The organism is Sulfitobacter sp., assembly GCF_039977885.1.
In the GTDB taxonomy this organism is placed as follows: domain Bacteria; phylum Pseudomonadota; class Alphaproteobacteria; order Rhodobacterales; family Rhodobacteraceae; genus Sulfitobacter.
Genome location: NZ_JBDWCI010000012.1, coordinates 163,800 through 186,710, shown reverse-complemented (window position 1 = coordinate 186,710; position 22,911 = coordinate 163,800). Strand labels below are relative to the sequence as shown.

Sequence of the window (22,911 nt, the reverse complement as noted above, 5' to 3'; positions counted from 1 at the left end):
CAGCTGCCCCAGCCGTATGAAACAGGCGCAGATCGCCTGTGAATTTGGTGGAGCCATACAGGCAACCGACCTTCCCCTCCCACCTTGCCGAGCAGGGCAGCCAGCGCCTGTAATCGTCAGAGTTTCACAAGCTGATCACCGGCATTCACCGTCCCGTCCTGCACGATTTTGCACAGCACTCCGCGCAAGCGGTAGGGGCGGTTCTCGCGTTTGTTGATCCAACGCAGGCTGTCATTCCCGTACCTGTCGCGCCACTTTACGCAAGCCGTGTTGAATTTATCGCTCACTTCGATCACCGCCGACCCTGCCCGCAATTGCGTCCCAACAGGCAGGTTCTCGGCGCTCAAATCCATGTCCACAACAAAGGGATCACCGGGATGAGGCGTATGAGACCGATCACGCCAGCACAGGTCCATAATCCGCTTTTGCAGGATCGAGATCTGTATCCTTGGGTCCGGCGCGCCATCGGGCAAAATGAGCCATGGCTTTTTCGTCCATCGCTCCCCTATGATTCCCTGCGCGACAGTCAGCTCCAATGTATCAGGAAATTCCCGCAGCCCGTAATCAGGTCGAAAACACAGCTGTTCGATCACCGCGTTGGTTTTGGGGGCCGCGAGGATTGCCTCTAATGCGGCCTCACATTCGGCCAAGGACGCATGGTTCGGGTTTTCGTGCTGTGACATCGGCTTTTGCCCCTGAATTCAAAACGGCGGATTCTGTCGTGTTCGACGATCCATAACACGATAGCATCGATAGAAAAGACACCACATTATCAACACCCGAAAACGAAAAAGGCCCCTGCCCCTTTTTGAGGGGCAGGGGCCGTTAGATGGAAGAAGGTACGGTTAAACGACCAGTTCTTCCTCTTCTTCGTCTACTACGTTGATTTCCGCTTTGAGCTGGTCATCGGCGACCGGCTGCAAGACCGGGATGCCTTCGATGTATTGAACATCGTATTGGCCGCCTTTGCCATCATCCTCGAACTCTTCATCACCGGGAGTGACATAGGTCAGATCATCAACAGCGCCGGAACCTACGAGGTTCACCTGCAGGGTAGAAACGTTGTCCACGTCGATGCCAACTTCTTCCTGGCTGTTGTCACCCGAGGCAGGAATAGCAACCGAGGAAATCAGACCACCGTCGACGTCAAACAGGTCGATCGTGCCGCCCTCTTCTTCGATATCGAGCAGGTTCAGGCTGACCACAGTGGAAGGTGTGTCAAAGGCGAAGGTCAATGTGCCGCCATGAGCTTCGTCATCCGGATCCGAGCTGTCGTTGTCTTCCGAGATAATCAGCGCGTTGCCGCGATCATCAAAGCCCAGATCGTGGTCGCCGCCCGTCGGGTTATCGGTGTCAAAGATCATCGCATCGTTTTCCGTGCTGTCATCTTCGCCCGAGCGCTGAGCCGAGATTGTCACGCCGTCAAACTGATCGCTGACCACATCGCCCGCGTTCAATTCTTCAAAGTCGACAACAACGGTTTCGCCAGCGCCTGTGGACGCACCTTCGGTGGTTTGGGTCACAGACAGGTTGTCAAAAGAGACCTGCTCATCTGATGCCGTGAGGTCAGACACGATGCGAAACTGCACATCGCCGTTCACGTCATCCAGAACACCGCCCGAGTAGGTCAGCGTGCTGCTGTCTGATGTGATCTCGTTACCGGTTTCAGAACCAACCAACGCAGTCTTGTCTGCATTGACGACAAAGCTGTCCAGCGTCTGCCACTCACCGTCATCGGTGCGCACCTGCAGGGTCAGCTCATCCGCGTTACTGCCTGATGCCTCGAATTTGCTGGCGTCTGCTACACGGGCGTCGATGCTGAATGTCACATCGCCCTCCGCCTCAACAGCCGAGGTTTTCAGCGTGCCTTCATTGCGGCTGTTTGTGAACAGCTGGTCGTCATGCACCTTCCAGCCGCCGTCTCTCTCGATTGCATCGCTATCATCCGCAGCACTGACATCATCAAAATCCTCAACAAGCAGCGTTGTTTCGACCGCTGTCTCTGCCGCGACTTCTTCCGAAGCTGTTACAGAAACGTTGTCCAGTTTGATATATTCGTTCGACGCCGTCAGATCCGACACAAAGCGGAATTGCACGGTTTCCTCTGCAGTATCCAGAATACCACCCTCATAAGTGATATTGCTGGCAGAGTTACCAAAAGTCTGACCTGTTTCAGAGCCGACGATCGCGGTGCCCGCATCATTGACCTGAAATTCGTCCAGCAGAACCCAGCCCTGACCGTCAATGCTCACTTCGACGCGCAGGCTGTCTGCGGCGTTGCCTGAGTTCTCGAACAGGCGCGTGTCATGCACATTGGCATCAAAGTTCAGCGTAACAGGACCATCTGTGGCAACAGATTTCAACAAAAGCTCACCTTCGTTGTGGCTGTTGGTAACCAGCTTGTTCCAGTCGGCCCGCCAACCGGTATCACCTTCCACGATGGAGGACTCTTCGGCGCGTTCAATATCGTTGAAGTTGTCAAACAGCACTTCTTTGGACACCAGCACCGGATCGGCATCAGGTGTATCATGCGCCGTCAGAACCTGACCGTTCTCGCCATCGCTGTTTACCACGGTGGTAAAGCTCGAGATGTCCAGATCGGAGATCTTCAGCGGACCGTTGTCAGAGAAAAGTGTAAAGTTGGCTTGCACGACTTCACCTTGCGTGGAGCTTGCTTCGGTGCCGAACTGGATACCCACATCGAACTGGTCGGACACCTGCGCGCCGTTTGCCAATGTATCGACGCCGTTAACAGCCGCCTGCACGCCAGTCACAGGCGAGAAGATCGAGCCGGTGTTGGCTTCGGGGAAGAAATTCAGGCTGTCGAGCGTGCTGTCGTCTGACAGGTTGAAGAACACCCCATCCAGATCAACTGGCATCGTCGGATCGGCAGATGCGACAATGATAAACAATGTGCCGGTGTCTGTTTCGGAGACGGTGACAATGGTTTGCGGTTCGCAGCCCAAAGTGACCGAAGTGGAGATCGTGCCAGTCATATCTGTGAATTCCCAATCATTTCAGAAGTGATGCAAGGTTCTACACATAAATCGATTAACGCGCCGAGGGGAATTCCCAACTATGCCACACCATAGCCACAATCGCCTTATTTTAGCCTTATTATATCAGATATTGATCCAGTTTTGTTTCCAGAGACAAAACAGTTAACCTGATATTAACCAATTGTTTCAGCGCTTTTTGACGAAATCAGGCCAAATTTCGAATCGTTACCGCATGAATGCGCCGCCGGATGAATTCCATCACAGGTCGAAATGATGGCAAATTAATCCCCCTGTACGGGAATTTCTATCAGAGGGTATTCACCTCCCAGCCGATCCTGGCAGCCAAGATGCCGTCATCATGGTTCAGATGCCACGCCCCCCATCGCATCAGGGTCTATCCCAAATGGTTTCTTTCAAAACGGCACCTGCGGATTATACTGCGGTCAAATGGCGATCTGTGCGAAACAGGCGCTGATGAGGATACAGTATGGCAGCCACTCCCGAACAACCGCAAAATTTCAACGTCGTCATTGTCGGGCAGCAAGGACGTCTGTCCTTTGAGGCCGTAATCTTTGTCGCCTCATTGCGTGCCATGAGCCCGAATTTCAAAGGTCGTATTTTTGTAGCCGAACCTCAGGCCGGCCCCTTATGGGACAAAGACCCCGCCATCCGCAGCCAGCCCATTCGCGATGTATTAGAAGAAATGGGCGCGGAAATCCTGCCCTTCGAAAGCCGCCACTTTGGCCAGACCTATCCCCACGGCAACAAGATCGAACTGCTGCACGCCCTCCCCAAAGGAGAGCCCTTTGTTTTCTTTGACACCGATACGCTTATCACCGGCGATCTGGCCTCGGTTCCATTCGACTTTGACCGCCCCACCGCATCGCTGCGCCGCGAAGGGACATGGCCCCAGCCCCAGCTTTATGGTCCCGGCTACGCAGGACTGTGGAAGTCGCTCTATGACAAATTCGGGCTGGAGTTTGAAAGCTCGCTCGATCTGAGCCAGCCTGATGAGTATTGGCAGCGGTATCTATATTTTAACGCAGGTTTTTTCTTTTACAAATGCCCCCATGCGTTCGGCGATCTGTTCCTGGAGTATGCGCTGGCCATTCGCGACACCCCGCCGGTCGAACTTTGCGCGCAAGTGTTTGACCCATGGCTTGATCAAGTGGCGCTGCCGCTGGTCATTCATGCCTTGGGCGGCGGGCGCAACACCCTGCCCGACGGGTTGCTGGACGGCGCGATTAGTTGCCACTACCGTTTTTTACCCCTGCTGTACGCCCGCGAAAGCGATCACGCCGTGGCCGTGTTGGAACAGGTCACAACCCCCAATAAGATCAAGAAAGTACTCAAAGCCTACGACCCGATCAAGCGCATGATCTATCAAGGGCGCGGTGCCAAAGCCCGCGCGCTGTTTGACCGCAACAACCTGCCCCGCAAAGAACAGGCCCTGCGCAACCAGCTCAAGAAAAACGGGTATTGGATGCGTTAACCCCACCCTACAAAGACAAAAAAGGCCAGCGTAATGCTGGCCTTCTTCGTTTCAGATCAAAGACAAGGCCGGATAACGCCCCTGCCTTGCCTGTGACTTATGCTTCCGGCTTTTCAAGCAGCGTGTAGGTCGCCACAAAGGCATCCGCCGCCTGCCCGCGGGCGATGTGGCCCTGCGCGTTCCGCTTGGAGCGTGCACCGACCGACTTTTTGATCACGCGGCCGATTTGCTGGTTCAGCGACACACGCGCGCGTTTTACTTTTGCTTCACCTTCGCTGGCCTCGACACCTAAAGCGGCTTCGTACTGCTCTTTGAATTTCTTATCCTTGCCGGCTTCAGAAACCACGGTAAGGATAAAGTTTTCATCAAATTTACCGGCTTTATCCAGTTTGATCGCCAATGCGACAACCTGATCAATCACCTGGCGTTTCGCGGCCAGACGCAGGGCCAAAGGCTCATCCGCGCCGCCGGTTTCGATCACATGGGTCTCGACCAGCTTTTGCATGTAATGGGTCATGTTCATGCCGGCGGCTTTCGCCTGTGCATCCATGAATTTACGGACCGGCAGCTCCAGTGTGAATGTCACTGTGGAGGCTTTCTCGATTTTTTCGAGCTTGCGGGCGCGGCCGTTTTCTTTTTTCCCTGCCTTTACGGCTTTGGTTTGGTTTTTTGTTTTTTCAATCTGTGCCATTTCTGGACTCCTGCTTGACGACATACTTGTTGTGTATGCGATACCGCCCCACATGTCAACATACATTGCATGTATGTGCAGCCCGTGACCAACAGGCAACACCCTCACTCAGCCCCCCCTTTGCCACGCAGGCTAGGGCTACGGCCGCAAAGCTTTCCTTGTCCGGTAATATGCAATCCCGTACCTCTTTGCATATCATCAGGAGGAGAAACCATGACACACGGCTTTGACACGTTACAAATCCATGCAGGTGCCCGACCCGATCCGGCAACCGGCGCACGCCAGACACCAATCTATCAAACAACGGCCTATGTGTTCCGCGATGCGGATCACGCTGCGGCCCTGTTCAATCTGCAAGAGGTCGGATTTATCTATTCGCGCCTGACCAATCCCACTGTGGCGGTACTACAGGAACGCATTGCGACACTTGAGGGTGGCGTGGGCGCAGTATGCTGTTCATCAGGTCACGCGGCCCAGATCATGGCTCTTTTCCCGCTGATGACACCGGGCAAGAATATCGTCGCCTCAACCCGTCTGTATGGCGGAACCGTGACCCAGTTCAGCCACACGATCAAACGATTTGGCTGGGAATGCAAATTTGTCGATTTTGATGATCTTGATGCAGTCAAGGCTGCAATTGACGACGACACCCGTGCGGTGTTCGGCGAGGCGATTGCCAACCCCGGTGGCTATATCATGGATGTGCGCGCGATTGCAGATATTGCGGACGCCGCGCAAGTCCCGCTGATCATCGACAATACAACCGCAACCCCCTACCTGTGCCGCCCGATTGATCTAGGTGCAACGCTTGTTGTGCATTCCACAACCAAATACCTGACCGGCAACGGCACTGTGACCGGCGGCTGCGTTGTAGACAGCGGCAGGTTTGACTGGTCCGCCTCGGATAAGTTCCCGTCCCTCAGCGCCCCCGAACCGGCCTATCACGGCCTCAAATTCCATGAGACCTTTGGCAATCTGGCCTATACGTTCCACGGCATCGCCATCGGCCTGCGTGATCTGGGCATGACCATGAACCCCCAAGCCGCGCATTACACGCTTATGGGCACCGAAACATTAAGCCTGCGCATGGAGCGCCACGTCGCCAACGCCCAAAAAATCGCGGCTTGGCTGGAAGCAGATGACCGCATTGACTATGTCACCTATGCCGGTTTGCCGTCGTCCCCCTATTTCGAGCGCAGTAAAGAGGTCTGCCCCAAAGGCGCAGGCGGCTTGTTCACCTTCGCCGTGAAGGGCGGCTATGACGCTTGCGTCAAGCTGGTCAATGCGCTCGAGGTCTTTAGCCATGTGGCAAACCTTGGCGATACCCGCTCGCTGATCATCCATTCGGCATCGACCACCCACCGCCAGCTGACCCCCGAGCAGCAGGAAGCCGCCGGTGCTGGTGCCAATGTCGTGCGGGTCTCCATCGGGACAGAAGACCCCGATGATCTGATCGCCGATCTGGACCAGGCTCTTCGACAGGCAACAACCTAGGCCCACGGCGCGCGCCTGCACATATTGGCGCGCGCATTGGCTATTTCCCCACCATGGGACGCTTTTCCCGAACCCGCACTTGCGGTATTCTGCCCGCAAGGATGATAGGAAGTTGTTGGTTTAGAGGACACATGGTAAAGGCAATATATGAAGCCTAATTTTGCACTTTCACTGTCTTTTGACGGAATTACACTGCTCCATCGCGCTGCTGGCGGCTGGCGCGAGGTTGGCGATGTCTCAATCACTTCTGATGATCTGGCAGGTGAGCTGGCCGTCCTGCGCAAAACCGCCGCGAGCCTTGAGCCCGGCGGCGTGCGCTCCAAACTGGTCATCCCCTCAAGCCAGATAAAATATCTTAGCCTCACCACACCGGGGTTATCTGATGCGGCGCGCCGCAAAGAAGCCGAGCGCGCACTGGACGGGGCAACCCCCTATGAAGTCGCCGATCTGGCGTATGATATTTCGGTCGACGGACCGCTGACCCATGTTGCCGCCGTCGCCCGCGAGACATTGGCCGAGGCCGAAGCCTTTGCTAATGAGCATCGCTTTCACCCCGTCAGTTTTGTCGCCATTCCCGAAGAATCTCCCTTTCTGGGTGAACCGTTCTTTGGTCCAACCGAAGGGGCTGCGGAATTGCTTGGCCCCTCTGACACGGTGGAACCCGATGGTATTGCTGTTGTCGTTGTCGGCGCTGTACGTCCCGAAGATACCGTAAAACCAGCCACTGAGCCGGACACAGCAGACGCGCCTGCGCCATCGGATGCAGTTGAAAAAGATTCCGCTGATACAGCGCCTGTGAAGGACAGCGACACCCCGACCAAGGCCCCCTCCCCTGATAAGGGTGCAGCAGACAAGGCCCTCCCTGATGACGCCGCCCCAAGCGAGAGTGTTGAGACACCTGCGACAGATAGCGAGCCTGCCAAGACCAAGGAAGGCACCGCCACGCCGGCGGTACCCGCGGAAACAACTCCTGCGCCTGCGCCTGTGCAAAAAACTACTCCGGCAGAAGAAAAACCCGATCCACAGCCAGAGCTTGATCTGACTTCAGCCGCAGAAAAACCCACAACAGCCAAACCAGCAGAGCCGCAAAAAGCCGCGCCTACGGACAATGAACCACTCCCCCCTGAGCCTGCGAAACCGGCTTTGAAGACCAAGGATGCAGAACAGGCTCCGGCAGATATGGCTCCGGCAGAAACTGCACCTCCCAAAACCGGCGCTGCCGCCCCGACGCCCGAACAAGACCACGTTGTCACGCCTTTGGCTGCCGCTGCGATCGCGGCGGTGCCGAAAGCACCCGCCGCGCCAAAGCTGACAACCACCGGTTTTGCCACCCGCCGCGCCGCGCCTGCCACACCGTCCAAACCATTGGGCGGGGCGCAGCGTCCTGCTGCGGCCCCTGCAATACAGACAAGCGGCGGGACGGCGGCAGCTGTGTTGCAACCCGACAGCAGCTCGCTCACTCAAGCGCCGCCTGCCAGCCAAAAACCCGCAAGTGCCGCACCGGCAAAAGCAGGTTTTTTCAGCCGCCGCAAACCGCGCAAAAAGGCTGCCGCGCCAATACCGGCAGCAACGGCAAAAGTCCCCCCCGCCGGCACCGAAGCCGACCGGATGACCGTCTTTGGGGCCCGCGCCTCGGACGTGCGGGGTAAACCGCGCTTCCTTGGTTTGATCCTGACCGTAATCTTGTTGGTATTTCTGGCAGGTGTCGCCGCTTGGGCCGCTGTTTTCCTTGATGACGGCATTGCCGGATTGATGAAAAAGGACGCGCCGCGCGCAACCGCCTCCGCCCCCGAGAACCAGATCACGCCCGAGATCATTCGTGCACCGGACGGTATCGCACAAACCTCTGACGAAAAGGATTCGGGCGTTGCACTTGCAGCGCTTGATCCGGTTCTTTCTGCCGAACAGGCGGAGGCCGTCGCTGTCCTAAATGATCCGCGACCCGAACCCGTGCGGCCTGTTATCACCGAAGCCGAAGCTGCCGCGCGCTATGCGGTCACCGGCATCTGGCCCCTCTCCCCCCAAGCGCCGCTGACTGATCCCAGCAAGGACCCACCCCCTGCCTATCTCAGCAGCATTGATGCGCGCACCGGTGCCACAGATGCCATTGCACTCCCCTCTCCGAATGTTTTTGACACAGACACGCCCATTGCCGTTGCCGCGGTCACCTCACCGCCACCGTTCGGGCAGCCTGGGAACGTCGATGCGGCAGGGCTCCTCATTCCCACACCAGAGGGTATCGTTGCCCCGGGTGGATACACGCTGATCGCGGCCCGCCCGCCCCTCAAGCCGCCTGCCAAGGCGTTGGGCGAAGCCCAAGCCGCTCCCCAAGTAAATCCGGTGCTTGCCGCTCTGGCCAGCGCGCGCCCGAAATATCGCCCCCTTGGCCTTGCCGAGCGCACCGAACGTGCCGCCCTTGGCGGAGTAAGCCGGATTGAGCTTGCAGCCTTCCGCCCCTCGTTGCGCCCACAAGCGCTCCAGGATCGTATCCTGAAAGAAGAGGCCGCCCGCCAAGAGGCTGCACGCCAAGCGGCCGAGGCCGAGCAAGCCCGCATTGCAGCTGCCGCTCAGGCCTCCGCCGTTGCGGCGCTCAACGTACGGCAAGCGACACAGGCTGCCGTCGCAGCCCCCGCCTTGCAAAATGCGACACGGCTTGCAGCGGCACGCTCGCTCCGGCCCGATACCCGTCCGCGCAATTTTGCCCGCATCGTGAAACGGGCCCAGCGCGCGAAACCGGCAGAAACGCGGGTTGCCTCCGCCGCAAGCGTCGCGCCTCGCACCGTCGCGCCCTCGCTGCCGTCGCAGGCATCCGTGACGCGCAGTGCCACCGTGAAAAACGCCATCAACCTTCGCAAGGTGAACCTGATCGGTGTCTACGGCAAACCCGCCAGCCGCCGCGCGCTGGTGCGCCTGTCCAATGGCCGCTACCAGAAGGTGAAGGTCGGTGATCGGATCGACGGCGGCCGCGTCGCAGCCATCGACGCCTCCGAGTTGCGTTATGTGAAATCCGGACGCAATGTCGTTTTGCGGATGCCGTAGATCGCCCGACGACCTCTTTACAGACGCCCCAAGATCCGAAGCATGAAACAATGCTCTTACTGAGCCAGTGATTTCAAAATCATCATGCTCCGCTTGCCTTTGAACATTCTGCCAATTTTGCGCATCTTGACGCCACTTGGCCCAAAATAGTCGGCCAGCGCGCCATAACAGGGGATGCAGAGCCTCTGTAGCGGGTCTATTATAAAATCTGACCCGCCTTTAACCCGCTGATTCACGCAACGCGCCTGCAGTTTTGCCCGCAGCCTGCCTGTATAGCCTGATTGCGATGGACCAATTCAAGCGCGACGGCCCATCGCCCACACAACCCACTGCGCCACCGAAGGACCGATATGGAAGGCTTTTTGTTTCAGGCCACGATTTACCTTGCCGCCGCTGTGATTGCTGTGCCCATTGCTGCACGGCTTGGGCTTGGCTCGGTTCTGGGATATCTCGCGGCAGGCATTCTGATCGGACCCGTTTTCGGCTTGGTTGGCTCCGAAACAAAGGACCTGCAACATTTCGCCGAATTCGGCGTCGTCATGATGCTGTTCCTGATCGGGCTCGAGCTTGAGCCTAAGGCCTTATGGAACATGCGGCATAAGTTGCTGGGGTTGGGCGGCTTACAGATCGTGCTAAGTACGCTTGCGCTAATGGGAATTGCCATGGCCTATGATCAGCCGTGGGGCGTCGCATTGGCCATCGGTTTGACGCTGTCTCTCAGCTCAACGGCGATTGTGTTGCAAACACTGTCCGAAAAAGGATTGATGAAAACAGCAGGGGGCAGGTCGATCTTTTCGGTGTTGTTGGCGCAGGATATTGCGGTCATCCCTATGCTGGCATTCCTGCCGCTTATTGCTGCGACATTACCGATTGCCACTGTCGCTCCGGATGGTTCAATCAACATTGCAACCGAAGAAGCAACCGCTCACAGCACCTCCCACGGGACGGCCCCCGTCGACGCGGCCATTACTTTTGTGGACGGCCTACCGGCATGGGGCATCACCCTTTTGACGATCGGGGCGATTGCGGGCATCATCATTACCGGCGTTTTCTTTACCCGTCCTGTTTTCCGCTACATCCATCTGGCCAAGCTGCGCGAAATGTACACAGCCCTTGCGCTACTCATTGTCGTGGGCATCTCGGCCACGATGTCCCTTGTTGGTCTTTCTCCTGCGTTGGGCGCATTTTTGGCCGGTGTGGTGCTGGCCAGTTCGGAATTCCGCCACGAGCTCGAGACCGACCTCGAGCCATTCAAAGGGCTGCTGCTGGGCCTGTTCTTTATCACCGTCGGCGCGGGCATCAATTTCGAGCTTCTGGCCTCGGATTTCGTGATCATCCTGGGCATGGCCCTGTTGGTAATCCTGGTCAAAGGCATCATCCTTTTTGTGCTGGGCCGGATGTTCAAGCTGCGTGGCCGTGATCAATGGCTGTTTGCCCTTGGATTGGCGCAGGCCGGCGAGTTCGGCTTTGTCCTTGTGAGCTTTTCCGTCGCCACAGGTGTTCTCCCCGACGGTATCGCAGAAACACTCTTGCTGGTGATCGCCCTGACCATGCTGATCACCCCGCTGCTGTTCATCATTCACGACATCATCTCAAAGCGCAGCAAGGAAAACGCGTTTGCCCAACCGGATGATGATATCGACGATGACGGCACAGTTATCATCGCGGGGATCGGACGCTTCGGGCAGATCGTGAACCGGCTTGTGCAGGCCTCAGGGTTTGAAACAGTTGTATTGGATCACAACCCTGAAACCATCGCCGTCATGCGCCGCTTCGGGTTCAAGGCGTTTCTCGGGGATCCGACCCGCGCAGATGTATTACGCAAGGCCGGCCTTGCGGATGCGCGCGTATTGGTCGTCGCGCTTGACGATCGTAAATCCGCCCGTGCATTGGTCGCCTATGCCCGCGCCCAGCGACCTGATCTGCATATCGTGGCGCGCGCCCATGACCGTGAAGATGTGTATTGGCTATATCAAGCAGGTGCCAATGACATCGTGCGCGAGATGTTCGACAGCTCCCTGCGCGCAGGGCGCTACGTGCTCGAGAACCTTGGCCTTACAGAATATGAAGCCGCCGAAGCGCAGCGTATCTTTTACCACCATGACCGCATGTCGGTGAACGAGCTGGCAAAGCTGTGGCGTCCCGGTGTGCCGGCTTCGCATAACGCCGAATATGTGGCCCGTGCAAAAGAGCTGGAAAAAGACCTCGAGACGGCATTTCTAAACCGTATCGAAGAGGAAGAGGCGAAAAAGCAGGCCTAGGCGTCTGTCACGCCAGCCTCGGCAAAGGTGGCCATGCCGCTGTGGCACTCCAGTGCCGCACGCAGGATCGGGATGGCCAATGCCCCACCTGATGCCTCTCCCAGACGCAGGCCCAATGACAGCAGCGGTGGCTTTTCCAGCCCCTCCAGCAGGCGGCCATGCGCGCCCTCGGCACTCAGATGCCCTGCGATGCAGTGATCCAGCGCCCCCTCAGCCGTATGTGCCAGGCAGGCCGCCGCAGCACAGCAGATAAACCCGTCCAGGATCACAGGGATACGCAAGCTGCGTGTGCGGGCAATTGCGCCCGCCATCGCGGCAATCTCGCGCCCGCCCAAACGGCGCAGGGTCTCGACCCCGTCGCCCTGCCCTTTGTGCAAGGCTAGCCCCTCTGCCACCACCCGTGTCTTGTTGGTCAGCCCCGCATCATCAACACCGGTGCCACGGCCAGTCCAATCGCCCGCCTCACCGCCCAACAAGGCCGCAGCCAAGGCAGCAGCCGGGGTTGTGTTGCCAATGCCCATTTCCCCCACAACAAGCAGATCAGCATCTATACGCACCGCGTCCCATCCCGCAGCAAGCGCAGCCGTCACTTCGGCCTCTGACATGGCAGGCGCTTGGGTGAAATCTTGGGTTGGGCTGTCTAACTGCAGGGGATGCACGTCCAGATCGGCCCCCGCATTGCGCGCCAACTGGTTGATCGCCGCACCGCCATGCTGAAAATTCAGCACCATCTGTTCGGTCACCTCTGGCGGAAAAGCCGAGACCCCTTGCGCCGCTACACCGTGGTTTCCCGCGAATACGATGATCTGGGGCGCGGTAATCCGTGGTCGCGCATCTGCGCGCCAGCTGGCGTACCATTGGGCAATATCTTCGAGCCGCCCCAGCGCCGCCGGAGGTTTGGTCAACTGCCCATTGCGCTCGGCCGCCCCCACACGGGCATCTTCATCGGCCACAGGCAATTCGGCAAGCATGGCGCGAAAGCCGTTCAGATCATTAAACTCAGCCATACCGAAAACCCTCATTGCCAGACGCTTGCAGCCTGTTTACCCAATGAGGCACATCTCACAAGCATAGAAAGAGGCACCTGCATGGAAAAAAGCGACCCGCTGCGCCAGCTGATGCTGGCTGCTGTGCTTCTGACGCGCTTGCCCCTGCCAGCGCTACCGGACGCCGCCTTTGCCGCTGGTCCGCGCGCGGTTTGGGCCTACCCCATCGTCGGCTTGGGCGTTGGGCTGGTGGGGGCCTTGGCTGGGCAGATCGCGCTGGCCCTTGGGCTGCCTACGCTGGCGGCCAGTGTGTTGGCCCTTGCGGCGATGATGCTGCTCACCGGCGCGATGCATGAGGACGGGCTGGCGGATGTCTGTGATGGCTTTTGGGGCGGGTTTACCCCTGACCGGAGGCTAGAGATCATGCGCGACAGCCAGATTGGCACCTATGGTGTGCTCGCGCTGATGACCGTGACGGCACTGCGCATCAGCGCGCTGTTGGTCCTGCTTGAGGGACATTGGGCCGCCCTACCCGCCGCAGCGGCGCTGTCGCGCGGGATGATGCCTGCGCTGATGTCCGCGCTGCCCCCAGCACGGCGTGACGGGCTGTCACAAAGCGTGGGCAAGCCTTCGCGCAGAGTTGCCCTGCTCGCAATCAGTATCGGCGTGGTTGTTGCCCTTGTGACGCTAGGGCTGATCGGCCTCATCGCATTTGGCGCTGCTGCGCTTGTCACGATAGGCATGGCAGCCTTGGCCAAGGCCAATATCGGCGGCCAAACAGGTGACGTGTTGGGGGCCACCCAACAACTCAGCGAGGCAGCAATCCTGCTCAGCACTGCCGCCCTGCTGGGCGCATAAAAAAACCGCGCCTGACAGGATCAGACGCGGTTTCAATTCTTGTTAGCTCAGAGCTGCTTAGGCAGCAACGCGGCTTTCCAGCACATCGCCCACCTGCTTGGCCGCGGCCAGCTCATCACCGCCCGACACAGCCGCAACTTCGCGGGTCAGACGCTCCAGCGCTGCTTCATAAAGCTGGCGCTCGGAATAGGATTGCTCACGCTGATCATCTGTGCGGTGCAGATCGCGCACAACCTCGGCGATGGCGATCAGATCACCGGAGTTGATTTTTTGCTCATATTCCTGTGCGCGGCGGGACCACATGGCGCGCTTGACCTTGGCCTTACCTTTGAGCGTCTTCATGGCGTGGTTGATCACGTCAGGAGAGCTGAGCGCGCGCATACCGATTTCGGTCGCTTTATGGGTTGGCACGCGCAGGGTCATCTTGTCCTTCTCGAAGGAGATGACAAACAGCTCCAACGTAATGCCCGCTACTTCCTGCTCTTCGACCGATACGATCTGCCCAACGCCATGGGCAGGGTAGACAACAAATTCATTCGGGCGAAAATCCAGCTTCTTAGACTTGCTCATACTCTTCATACTCCTTGAGGGGCGCGGCCGATCAAGGCCACGCGCAAACACGCAAATGCAAACAGGCCTTGGCCCGCGCAAATTGCGTGAAAAATTGAATGGTCAGATGCGCCGTGGCAGCGTGGCAGCATATAGGGTGAAACAGATTATCATTAACACCATCATATCACAAAAACGGCCCTCCTGAAAGGGCCGCCATATCTCAATGCAATAAGGTCAAGGCGGCAATACCACCGCTTGCACCCGAATCGGTTTGAAGCGGCTTAACCGCCCTCGCCGGGGGCCTCGGAGAACAGCTTGATCTTGTCAGGCTTGCCATCCATTTCAGCGGCTTCTGGCAACTGGTCTTTTTTGGTGACGATAACGGGCCACAGCTCGGCGTACTTGCGGTTGAACTCAACCCATTTCTCCATATCCGCATCCGTATCGGGGCGGATCGCATCAGCAGGGCATTCAGGCTCGCAAACGCCGCAATCAATGCATTCGTCAGGGTGGATCACAAGCATGTTCTCCCCCTCATAAAAACAATCCACCGGACAGACTTCGACACAGTCGGTGTACTTACAGGCGATACAGGCGTCATTTACGATATAGGTCATGGGAAACAGTCTCTGTCAGGATGGCTTGTAGCGTAGCTAAATCAGCAGCGAGGATCATTCAAGGTGGCGCGCCTTAGAAAGATCAAGCACGCGTCGGTCACGCTTGGTCGGGCGCCCTTTTCCCTCAAATGCGGGGTTATGCGGGATTTTATCCTTGGCTGTGCGGACCGGCGGGGCCAGATCCGTGTATAGGGCCTGTGCTTCGGGGGCTGGACCGCGCCGCGTGCCGCAGGCCTCAATGCGGATAACCCGCACGTGATCATCTTTGGAAAAGGTCAGGACATCACCGATGGTGATAGTTGTACTGCGTTTGGAGGCAGGTGTGCCGTTGATGCGCACTGCCCCGCCCGCGACTATAGCCGCCGCGAGCGTGCGTGTTTTATAGAAACGGGCGAACCACAGCCATTTGTCCAGCCGCAGCTTTTCCGCAGCGCTGTTCACTTGTCGGATTTAAGGCCCATCAGAGCCGCAGCAAACGGGTTGTCGGGGTCAATCTGCTTTTCCTTCTTGGGCGGACGCGCCGAGAAGTTCTGCGATTTCTTGCCCTTGTCGTTGTCGCGCTGGCCCTTTTTGCCGCGCGGATTGGGCTTGCCCTTACCCTTCGGACGCTCATTGCCACCCGCAGGCTGGCGGCGAGGTGCCCGTGCCCATGTGAAGGTGTAGAAAGTCTCGAGGTCGGGGCTTGCGATGCCAGCATCCGGCGCCGTGCCTTGAGCCACTTCTGTCTCGGACACTTGCGGAATGGCCGCGGGCACTTCGCCGTCGGTCGTAGGTTCGGCCGCGATGGGTGCAGTGCCTTCGTCGATGATCTTATCGACCCCTTCAGGCACATCTGCAGGCTTTGCCACTTCTGGCTCTGCGATGATGCCGCCGGCAGGGGCTGCGTTGGCGTCCATGACGGGGATATTGTCACCCGCCTCTTTGGCGGCTTCGGGCATTACTTCGGTGACGGCTTTCACCTTCACGCGTTCGCCTTTTTCGGCCTTATAGCCCAGACCCTGCATCAGATCCGAAAACTGCTCGAGCGTGGTGCCAGAGATCGACAGCATATCCGCCTTGGCCTCAAACCCGCCGCGCGAATCTTCAGAACGCAGCATGTCTGCAAGACGCTCCAACATATCAATACGGATCGCGCGCGTGCCTGCGTTGCGGTAGCCAGACATAGTGTCGGCCCCTGCGGGCGCGCCTGTCTCGACCGGAATCGTCACCAGACCAGGGGGCGGCGATTCGGGGAATTCAGCAAGGCCTTTGGTCAGCGACCACAGCACCAGACGCAAGCGCGTTGGCGCAGGTTTAAGCAACAGTGGCATGAAGATCGTGAACTGGCCAAAGCGGATACCATGCTTGCGCAATGCGCCACGGTCGTCTTGCTCAAGTGCTTTGACCTCTTCGGCCACTTGCGCACGCGGCAACACGCCAAAATTCTCGACCATCCGGAAGGCAAACCCACGCGCAAGACCGGTGAGTGTTTCGTCTTTTTGCATTGCGATAAGCGGCTCGAACAGGCTGGCCACCTTGCGGTCAATAAAGTGCTGCAATCGGCGCTGTACCTTTTGGGCAACCTCTGGACCTGCAACATCATCAACAAAAACATCGACTTGCGGCTTTAGCCCGTCTGAGCCCGCCACAAGTTTGCCAACGGCAGCAGAGCCCCACATCAGGCCGCCCTGTTCGGTAAAGTCGATCTCTGTATCCGGCGCGTTATAAAAACGGTCAGCGCGCAGATGGAACTGCGGTGCCAAGGCTTGCAGCGCCGCCGTCTTGATCGTTTTCGTTTCAGCCGTGCCAGCGCCCTTGTCTGCGCGGAAACGGAAACCGTCCAGCTTGCCTACAAATTCGCCTTCTACGGTTACTTCACCGGTCTCGTTTACTTCGGCCACCATGGCTTCCTTCTGTCCTAGCCGGCGCAGCAATACAGATGTGCGCCGGTCTACAAATTTTTCTGTCAAACGCGCATGAAGCGCATCCGATAAGCGATCTTCTACGACACGCGCCTCGTTCCGCCAATGGGTTTCGTCATTTGTCCAACCTTTGCGTTGGGTGACGTATGTCCATGTGCGAATAAACGCCAGTCGTTTGCTCAACGCATCAATGTCCCCATCGGTTCGATCAATACGTTTGATTTGTCGCGCGAGCCAATCATTCGGCAGGCTGCCGCGTTGATGCAAATGGTTAAAAATGATCTCGAGCAGATTAGCATGCTCTGCATGGCTGATCCCGCGGAAATCGGGAATGCGGCAGACATCCCACAGCAGTTTGACCGAAGCCCCATCCGTACAGCGCGCCGCAACCTCTGCGTCATCGCCCAAAACCTTGAGCGCGCGCAGATCATCTGCTTCGCGGGCCTTGATCAGACGCTCATGGTCCGGCCCCTCCTCCAGCGTCATAATCAACCGGTCGATGCTGCCGAACTGCAAATGCGGGTTACGCCAGTTTATCTTGTCCTGGGGGGTAAAGCGGTGATCCATAATCGCCCGCGCCACGCCATCATCCAGCGGGCGCACGTCACCTGTCACACCAAAGGTGCCGTTTTTCATGCCGCGCCCTGCCCGCCCCGCAATCTGGGCAAGCTCATTCGGCGCAAGCGGCCTCATGCGCCGCCCGTCAAATTTGCTGAGACTGGAAAACGCCACATGGTCCACATCAAGGTTAAGCCCCATACCAATGGCATCTGTCGCCACCAGATAGTCGACCTCACCGTTTTGATACATCTCGACCTGCGCATTGCGCGTGCGCGGGCTAAGCGCCCCCATGACCACAGCGGCTCCGCCCTTTTGGCGGCGGATCAGCTCGGCAATTGCATAGACGTTTTCGACCGAGAACCCGACGATGGCACTGCGCGGGCGCATGCGACTGATCTTTTTCTGCCCCGCATAGGTCAGCTCTGACATCCGCTCCCGTTGTACGAATTGCGCATCGGGAACCAATGCCGCGATGGTGGCGCGCAATGTGTCGCTGCCCATGAACAATGTCTCATGCAGGCCACGAGCGCGCAGCAGGCGGTCGGTAAAGACATGCCCGCGCTCTGGGTCCGCGCATAGCTGGATTTCATCCACCGCGACGAAATCAGCCCCCATGCCTTCGGGCATCGCCTCGACGGTACAGACCCAATATTGCGTGCGCAGCGGCACGATCCGCTCTTCGCCCGTGACCAATGCCACCACAGAGGGGCCGCGCGCCGCAACGATGCGGTCATAAACCTCACGTGCAAGCAGACGCAGCGGCAGGCCGATAATGCCCGTCCGGTGCCCCAACATGCGCTCAATCGCGTAGGTCGTCTTGCCGGTATTGGTGGGACCCAAAACCGCCACAACCCTGCCTTGCGTAGTCACCGCATATTCCTAACTGAGTTAAAGAGTTCGCCCGATACCGTCGGACTTGAGCTGTTCAAGCGCCTTTTCGGCATTTTCGTGATGAGGGTTAAGCGCCAGCACACGGCGGTACAATTCCGCCGCAGACCGGTTATTGCCCAGTTCTTGCAACATCACCGCAAGACCAAAGATAGCATTGAAATTTTGAGGGTTCAGCGCCAATGCCGCTTCGAGGTCGTCCAAGGCAGGACCATATAGTTCGGCGCGGAAATACGCAGTGGCGCGCGCATGATAACCTTCGGCAAAAGCAGGCGCATGATCAATGAGCGCGGTAAAATGCTCGATTGCTGTCGGAAAGTCCTCGACCGCCATCGCTTCGCGGCCGCGCTTGAGCAGCAGGTCCATCGCCGCCGAGCCCGATCGCCCCCATTCGCGCAAAATATCCCGCTCAGCCGCACGCGCCTGATCCGGGGGCGCTGTGCGCAGGGTTTCCATCAAAGCATCCAGGCGCTCTTGCGTCTGCGCGCTGGCAGGACTGCAAAGCAACACAACAACACCAAGTGCCGTAACGGTATGTTTGAGGTTGACGATAAGTCTGAGCATAACAACAGTGAATGTAACAGGTGCGCGCGCGATTTCCAGTCGGGTCAGTACCCATTTGCCAAAAAAGGGCTAAATATGAGCGATGTGATTAACGAAGCTGTGAAACTGCTGTCCGAGAAACTGGACGGAACCGAAGTCGGCGGCACCGTCAAATTCGACATTGAAGGCGAAGGCAGTGTGATGGTCGATGACGCAGGCGCGCGCGCAGGCGACGAAGACGCCGATGTGACACTTAGTGCAGATGCCGAAACATTCGCCGGCATCATGAGCGGCGACATCAACCCCACGTCGGCCTTCATGAGCGGCGGATTAAAGGTTGACGGTGACATGGGTATGGCCATGAAGCTGGCCTCTGCACTGGCATAACCTGACCAGACATATGTCCCTCACGCCCGCGCCTCTTTATACAGACATCCACCCCGGGCCAGACCCGTCAGCGGCCTATTGGATAGAGACCTCTGACGCCAAAAGGATCCGGCTGGGTGTCTGGAACCCCCATGGCGCGCGCGGCACGGTGCTGATCTTTCCCGGTCGCACCGAATACGTCGAAAAATACGGGGTCGTGGCGGCTGGATTCGCCAGCCGCGGCCTCGCCTCTATCGCCATCGACTGGCGCGGACAGGGGATCGCCGACCGCCTGCTTGATGACCCGTTGACCGGTCACGTAGAACGTTTTTCGGATTATCAGAAAGATGTGGCTTCGCTGATGCGTGCAGCGCGCAGCCTCAATTTGCCGCGGCCCTACTTCCTTGTCGCACACTCCATGGGAGGTGCCATCGGCCTGCGCGCGGTAATCGAAGGGCTGGGCGTGCAAGCGGCCGTGTTCACCGGCCCGATGTGGGGCATCAATATATCTCCGCTGCTGCGCCTGCCCGCCCGCATCCTCAGCACCATGATGCCAAAAATCAATCAGGGGCACCGCTTGCCTCCGGGTAGCACAAACACGCCCTATGTTCTCGCCGAACCCTTCGAGGACAACGTGCTCACAACGGACCCGGAGATGTTTGCCATGATGCACGATCAACTCATCGCGCACCCCGAAATGAAATTGGGCGGCCCCAGCTATGTCTGGCTGCGCGAAGCGCTGGCCGAAACGGCGCATCTGGCAGAACGTGCCGCGCCCAAGCTGCCCTGCCTGACCTATGTCGGCACAAATGAACGCATCGTCGACGTGCCACGCATCCATGAGCGCATGGCAAGCTGGAAGGGTGGCGAGCTGCGCGTCATTGAGCGAGGCGAGCATGAGATCCTAATGGAAAGACCGGAAATACGCATACCAGCCTTCGACGAGATTACAGCGCTGTTTCTGAACACCACCACCGGTTAAATCCCCCTCAAAACTGGCACCGCAGCCATTTCCGCCTAGCTTAGGCGCATGAGCCATGAACCCGCCCTGACATTTACCCCCGAAGGCATTTACTGCCCTGCGGGAGATTTCTACATTGACCCATGGCGCCGCGTGGATCGCGCGCTGATCACCCATGGACACTCGGATCACGCGCGCTGGGGGATGGGGCGCTATCTGGCCACGCATGATGCCCTGCCCGTGATACGGCACCGTCTAGGTGACATTGACGCCGAGGGAATTGCCTATGGCGAACAACGCCAGATCGGCGGGGCAACAGTATCCTTCCACCCTGCGGGTCACGTCCCCGGTTCTGCGCAAATTAGGATAGAGGTCCGAGGCGAGGTCTGGGTCGCCTCGGGAGACTACAAAATCATAGACGACGGGCTCAGCACCCCCTTCGAACCACTGCGCTGCCACCACTTTATCACCGAAAGCACCTTTGGCTTACCTGTCTTCAAATGGCAGCCCCAAGATGTTGTCGCAGCCGAAATAAACGGCTGGTGGCAGGGCTGTGTAGAAGAGGGAAAGACGGCTATGCTGGGGGCCTATTCGTTGGGAAAGGCCCAGCGACTTTTGTCGATGCTGGATCCTGCGATTGGCCCAATCCTGTGCCATAAGGCGATCGAGAACACCAACCAAGTGATGCGCGACCAAGGCATCACATTGCCCCATACCATTCTGGCCGATAAGGACGTCAACGGCAAAACCCACCCCGGCGCAATGGTGCTCGCGCCGCCTTCTGCCCTTGGCTCTGCGTGGGCCAAAAAATTCGGCCCACAAGAAAGCGGCTTTGCCTCTGGCTGGATGGCTATGCGCGGCGTCCGCAGACGTCGCGGCGGCGATCGCGGCTTTGTCATCTCGGATCACGCGGACTGGGACGGGCTGCTGTCAGCAGTCAAACAAACAGGTGCCGAAAATATATATGTAACACATGGTTACACCGATATCTTCGCGCGATACCTGAATGATTGCGGCTGGAACGCCGAAGTCGTGCCAACGCAATTCGAAGGAGAGAACCTCGACACATCGGACGAAAGCGAGGTCGCCTCATGAAAGCATTTGCCGCCCTCTTTAACGCCATCGATCAAAGCACCAAAACCTCAATCAAGATCAACGCATTGGCAGATTATTTTAAAGTAGCAGACGATGTAGACAAACTTTGGACTGCGGCCCTGTTTTCGGGTCGTCGCCCCAAGCGTGCAGTCACGACGACACGCCTTCGTGCGTGGGGTGCCGAAGCGGCGGGCATCCCGCCTTGGTTGTTTGAGGAATGCTACCCCGTGGTCGGCGATCTGGCCGAGACAATCGCACTGGTCCTGCCTGCCACCCCCACGACCGACAATCGCCCTCTGTCGCAATGGATCACCGATTTGCGCGCAACCTATGCTGCTGACGAGGAGGCAAAAAAAGCATTTGTGCTGGACGCCTGGTCACGCCTTGGCGGGACCGAGAGGTTCGTATTCAACAAGCTCATCACAGGTGGCATGCGCGTCGGGGTGAGCCAAAAACTGATGACGCGCGCCCTGTCTCACGCCACAGGGCGAGACGAGGCCGAACTGGCCCACCGCCTGATGGGCAACTGGCACCCCGATGACACCACATGGCACGCGCTGATCGAAGCAGAGGATGCCAGCGCCGATGCCTCACGCCCCTATCCTTTCTACCTTGCCTACGGGCTTGAAGACGGCCCCGAGGCACTGGAAGACCTCGACAACTGGCGCGCCGAATGGAAGTGGGACGGCATCCGCGGACAGTTGATCCTGCGCGCCGGATCGCATTTCGTCTGGTCACGCGGCGAAGAACTGATGACCGACCGCTTCCCCGAGCTGGCCCGCGCGGTCGATTACCTCCCGGACGGCACGGTTCTGGACGGAGAGCTTTTGGTTTGGCAGCCTGACGCCGATCACCCCTCAAGCTTTAACACGCTGCAACCTCGCATCGGGCGCAAAACTGTGCCGAAGAAAATGCTGACCGAGGCCCCCGTGGTTTTGCACGCCTATGATCTTCTGGAACTTCATGGTCAAGATATCCGCGCCCAGCCCTTTGCCGAGCGCCGCGCGCTGTTGGAGCAAACCTGCGCCGCTCTGCCGCCCGATGCCCCGGTTCGCCTATCCCCTCAACTGCCGTTCACTGATTGTAACGACCTGAACCAATACCGCGACAACGCCCGCGAAGCCCACGCCGAGGGGCTGATGCTCAAACGCGCAGACAGCCCCTATCTCGCGGGGCGTAAAAAGGGTGACTGGTGGAAATGGAAGCTCGCACCGCTCACCATCGACGCCGTGATGATATATGCGCAATCGGGATCGGGCCGCCGCGCCAACCTGTTCACAGATTATACCTTTGCCGTGCGCAACGGCGATGATCTGGTCCCCTTCACCAAAGCCTATTCTGGCCTGACGGACAAAGAATTCCGCCAGATCACCGCATGGGTGCGCAAAAACACGATTCAACGCTTTGGTCCTGTGCGTCAGGTCACGCCGGAACTTGTGTTCGAAATCGCATTTGAGGGCATTCAGGCCTCTCCGCGCCATAAATCAGGCATCGCTCTGCGCTTTCCGCGTATGCTGCGTTGGCGGCGTGATAAACCTGCGGCCGAGGCAAATACATTGGATGATCTCAACGAGATGCTGCGCATTTACGGCTAGCGACTTGCCCCA

General features: G+C 58.3%; 18 protein-coding genes. 9 read left to right on the top strand and 9 right to left on the bottom strand.

Features of this window, described 5'->3' with window-relative positions; all coding sequences use genetic code 11:
- Nucleotides 1-116: 116 nt before the first annotated feature.
- Nucleotides 117-683 carry a hypothetical protein gene (locus ABJM03_RS09260; protein ID WP_348417103.1) on the bottom strand — a complete coding sequence of 189 codons (567 nt, stop codon included), beginning with the start codon at nucleotides 681-683 and terminating at the stop codon, nucleotides 117-119.
- Nucleotides 684-845: 162 nt separating this feature from the next.
- The gene (locus tag ABJM03_RS09255) at nucleotides 846-2,996 is read right to left on the bottom strand and encodes a hypothetical protein (RefSeq protein WP_348417102.1); all 2,151 of its coding nucleotides are present in this window, start codon (nucleotides 2,994-2,996) and stop codon (nucleotides 846-848) included.
- A gap of 490 nt (nucleotides 2,997-3,486) precedes the next feature.
- Between ABJM03_RS09255 and ABJM03_RS09250 the strand changes: the two genes are divergently transcribed.
- The gene (locus ABJM03_RS09250) at nucleotides 3,487-4,491 is read left to right on the top strand and encodes a hypothetical protein (RefSeq protein WP_348417101.1); all 1,005 of its coding nucleotides are present in this window, start codon (nucleotides 3,487-3,489) and stop codon (nucleotides 4,489-4,491) included.
- Between the two features lie 97 nt (nucleotides 4,492-4,588).
- On the opposite strand, the gene ABJM03_RS09245 is transcribed toward ABJM03_RS09250, so the two are convergent.
- Entirely contained in the window at nucleotides 4,589-5,182 is a 594-nt protein-coding gene (locus ABJM03_RS09245) for a hypothetical protein (RefSeq protein ID WP_348417100.1), read from the bottom strand.
- A gap of 213 nt (nucleotides 5,183-5,395) precedes the next feature.
- Between ABJM03_RS09245 and ABJM03_RS09240 the strand changes: the two genes are divergently transcribed.
- The 3 genes from ABJM03_RS09240 (at nucleotide 5,396) to ABJM03_RS09230 (ending at nucleotide 11,976) form a co-directional block, all read left to right on the top strand.
- Nucleotides 5,396-6,676 (top strand): O-acetylhomoserine aminocarboxypropyltransferase/cysteine synthase family protein, encoded by a 1,281-nt coding sequence (locus tag ABJM03_RS09240; RefSeq protein ID WP_348417099.1) that lies wholly within the window; start codon nucleotides 5,396-5,398, stop codon nucleotides 6,674-6,676.
- Between the two features lie 147 nt (nucleotides 6,677-6,823).
- Nucleotides 6,824-9,715 carry a hypothetical protein gene (locus tag ABJM03_RS09235; protein ID WP_348417098.1) on the top strand — a complete coding sequence of 964 codons (2,892 nt, stop codon included), beginning with the start codon at nucleotides 6,824-6,826 and terminating at the stop codon, nucleotides 9,713-9,715.
- 350 nt (nucleotides 9,716-10,065) lie between these two features.
- Complete coding sequence (locus tag ABJM03_RS09230; RefSeq protein WP_348417097.1) at nucleotides 10,066-11,976, top strand: cation:proton antiporter; 1,911 nt, start codon at nucleotides 10,066-10,068, stop codon at nucleotides 11,974-11,976.
- Here the strand turns inward: ABJM03_RS09230 and cobT are convergent.
- The gene (gene cobT / locus ABJM03_RS09225; RefSeq protein ID WP_348417582.1) at nucleotides 11,973-12,947 is read right to left on the bottom strand and encodes a nicotinate-nucleotide--dimethylbenzimidazole phosphoribosyltransferase; all 975 of its coding nucleotides are present in this window, start codon (nucleotides 12,945-12,947) and stop codon (nucleotides 11,973-11,975) included. The two genes, ABJM03_RS09230 and cobT, sit on opposite strands and share 4 nt — an antisense overlap.
- 117 nt (nucleotides 12,948-13,064) lie before the next feature.
- Between cobT and cobS the strand changes: the two genes are divergently transcribed.
- Nucleotides 13,065-13,820 carry an adenosylcobinamide-GDP ribazoletransferase gene (gene cobS, locus ABJM03_RS09220; protein ID WP_348417096.1) on the top strand — a complete coding sequence of 252 codons (756 nt, stop codon included), beginning with the start codon at nucleotides 13,065-13,067 and terminating at the stop codon, nucleotides 13,818-13,820.
- 57 nt (nucleotides 13,821-13,877) lie between these two features.
- On the opposite strand, the gene ABJM03_RS09215 is transcribed toward cobS, so the two are convergent.
- From ABJM03_RS09215 to ABJM03_RS09195, 5 genes are all read right to left on the bottom strand, one after another.
- Nucleotides 13,878-14,390, bottom strand: a complete 513-nt coding sequence (locus tag ABJM03_RS09215) for a CarD family transcriptional regulator (RefSeq protein WP_348417095.1) — start codon at nucleotides 14,388-14,390, stop codon at nucleotides 13,878-13,880.
- 263 nt (nucleotides 14,391-14,653) lie between these two features.
- Nucleotides 14,654-14,989, bottom strand: coding sequence for a ferredoxin FdxA (fdxA, locus tag ABJM03_RS09210; RefSeq protein ID WP_348417094.1), 336 nt, complete (start codon nucleotides 14,987-14,989; stop codon nucleotides 14,654-14,656).
- 54 nt (nucleotides 14,990-15,043) lie between these two features.
- Nucleotides 15,044-15,430, bottom strand: a complete 387-nt coding sequence (locus ABJM03_RS09205) for an RNA-binding S4 domain-containing protein (RefSeq protein ID WP_348417093.1) — start codon at nucleotides 15,428-15,430, stop codon at nucleotides 15,044-15,046.
- Nucleotides 15,427-18,321 carry a helicase-related protein gene (locus ABJM03_RS09200; RefSeq protein WP_348417092.1) on the bottom strand — a complete coding sequence of 965 codons (2,895 nt, stop codon included), beginning with the start codon at nucleotides 18,319-18,321 and terminating at the stop codon, nucleotides 15,427-15,429. The genes ABJM03_RS09205 and ABJM03_RS09200 overlap by 4 nt, the downstream gene beginning before the upstream one ends.
- Nucleotides 18,322-18,339: 18 nt before the next feature.
- Nucleotides 18,340-18,903 (bottom strand): tetratricopeptide repeat protein, encoded by a 564-nt coding sequence (locus ABJM03_RS09195; protein ID WP_348417091.1) that lies wholly within the window; start codon nucleotides 18,901-18,903, stop codon nucleotides 18,340-18,342.
- A 75-nt stretch (nucleotides 18,904-18,978) separates the two neighbouring features.
- Here ABJM03_RS09195 and ABJM03_RS09190 point away from each other — a divergent pair, with 75 nt between their 5' ends.
- The 4 genes from ABJM03_RS09190 to ABJM03_RS09175 are packed head-to-tail and all read left to right on the top strand — an operon-like array spanning nucleotide 18,979 to nucleotide 22,899.
- On the top strand, nucleotides 18,979-19,269 hold the full coding sequence (locus ABJM03_RS09190) for an SCP2 sterol-binding domain-containing protein (protein ID WP_348417090.1): 291 nt from the start codon (nucleotides 18,979-18,981) through the stop codon (nucleotides 19,267-19,269).
- Nucleotides 19,270-19,282: 13 nt separating this feature from the next.
- Nucleotides 19,283-20,230, top strand: coding sequence for an alpha/beta hydrolase (locus ABJM03_RS09185; RefSeq protein ID WP_348417089.1), 948 nt, complete (start codon nucleotides 19,283-19,285; stop codon nucleotides 20,228-20,230).
- 48 nt (nucleotides 20,231-20,278) lie between these two features.
- Nucleotides 20,279-21,304: a ligase-associated DNA damage response exonuclease gene (locus tag ABJM03_RS09180; protein WP_348417088.1), complete on the top strand. Its 1,026-nt coding sequence runs from the start codon at nucleotides 20,279-20,281 to the stop codon at nucleotides 21,302-21,304.
- Nucleotides 21,301-22,899, top strand: coding sequence for an ATP-dependent DNA ligase (locus tag ABJM03_RS09175; RefSeq protein WP_348417087.1), 1,599 nt, complete (start codon nucleotides 21,301-21,303; stop codon nucleotides 22,897-22,899). The genes ABJM03_RS09180 and ABJM03_RS09175 overlap by 4 nt, the downstream gene beginning before the upstream one ends.
- Nucleotides 22,900-22,911 lie beyond the last annotated feature (12 nt).

Coding starts and splice junctions, on each gene's coding strand:
- ABJM03_RS09260 (WP_348417103.1), bottom strand. CDS start 683: ATGTCACAGCACGAAAACCCGAACCATGCGTCCTTGGCCGAATGTGAG.
- ABJM03_RS09255 (WP_348417102.1), bottom strand. CDS start 2,996: ATGACTGGCACGATCTCCACTTCGGTCACTTTGGGCTGCGAACCGCAA.
- ABJM03_RS09250 (WP_348417101.1), top strand. CDS start 3,487: ATGGCAGCCACTCCCGAACAACCGCAAAATTTCAACGTCGTCATTGTC.
- ABJM03_RS09245 (WP_348417100.1), bottom strand. CDS start 5,182: ATGGCACAGATTGAAAAAACAAAAAACCAAACCAAAGCCGTAAAGGCA.
- ABJM03_RS09240 (WP_348417099.1), top strand. CDS start 5,396: ATGACACACGGCTTTGACACGTTACAAATCCATGCAGGTGCCCGACCC.
- ABJM03_RS09235 (WP_348417098.1), top strand. CDS start 6,824: ATGAAGCCTAATTTTGCACTTTCACTGTCTTTTGACGGAATTACACTG.
- ABJM03_RS09230 (WP_348417097.1), top strand. CDS start 10,066: ATGGAAGGCTTTTTGTTTCAGGCCACGATTTACCTTGCCGCCGCTGTG.
- cobT (WP_348417582.1), bottom strand. CDS start 12,947: ATGCTTGCCGAATTGCCTGTGGCCGATGAAGATGCCCGTGTGGGGGCG.
- cobS (WP_348417096.1), top strand. CDS start 13,065: ATGGAAAAAAGCGACCCGCTGCGCCAGCTGATGCTGGCTGCTGTGCTT.
- ABJM03_RS09215 (WP_348417095.1), bottom strand. CDS start 14,390: ATGAGCAAGTCTAAGAAGCTGGATTTTCGCCCGAATGAATTTGTTGTC.
- fdxA (WP_348417094.1), bottom strand. CDS start 14,989: ATGACCTATATCGTAAATGACGCCTGTATCGCCTGTAAGTACACCGAC.
- ABJM03_RS09195 (WP_348417091.1), bottom strand. CDS start 18,903: ATGCTCAGACTTATCGTCAACCTCAAACATACCGTTACGGCACTTGGT.
- ABJM03_RS09190 (WP_348417090.1), top strand. CDS start 18,979: ATGAGCGATGTGATTAACGAAGCTGTGAAACTGCTGTCCGAGAAACTG.
- ABJM03_RS09185 (WP_348417089.1), top strand. CDS start 19,283: ATGTCCCTCACGCCCGCGCCTCTTTATACAGACATCCACCCCGGGCCA.
- ABJM03_RS09180 (WP_348417088.1), top strand. CDS start 20,279: ATGAGCCATGAACCCGCCCTGACATTTACCCCCGAAGGCATTTACTGC.
- ABJM03_RS09175 (WP_348417087.1), top strand. CDS start 21,301: ATGAAAGCATTTGCCGCCCTCTTTAACGCCATCGATCAAAGCACCAAA.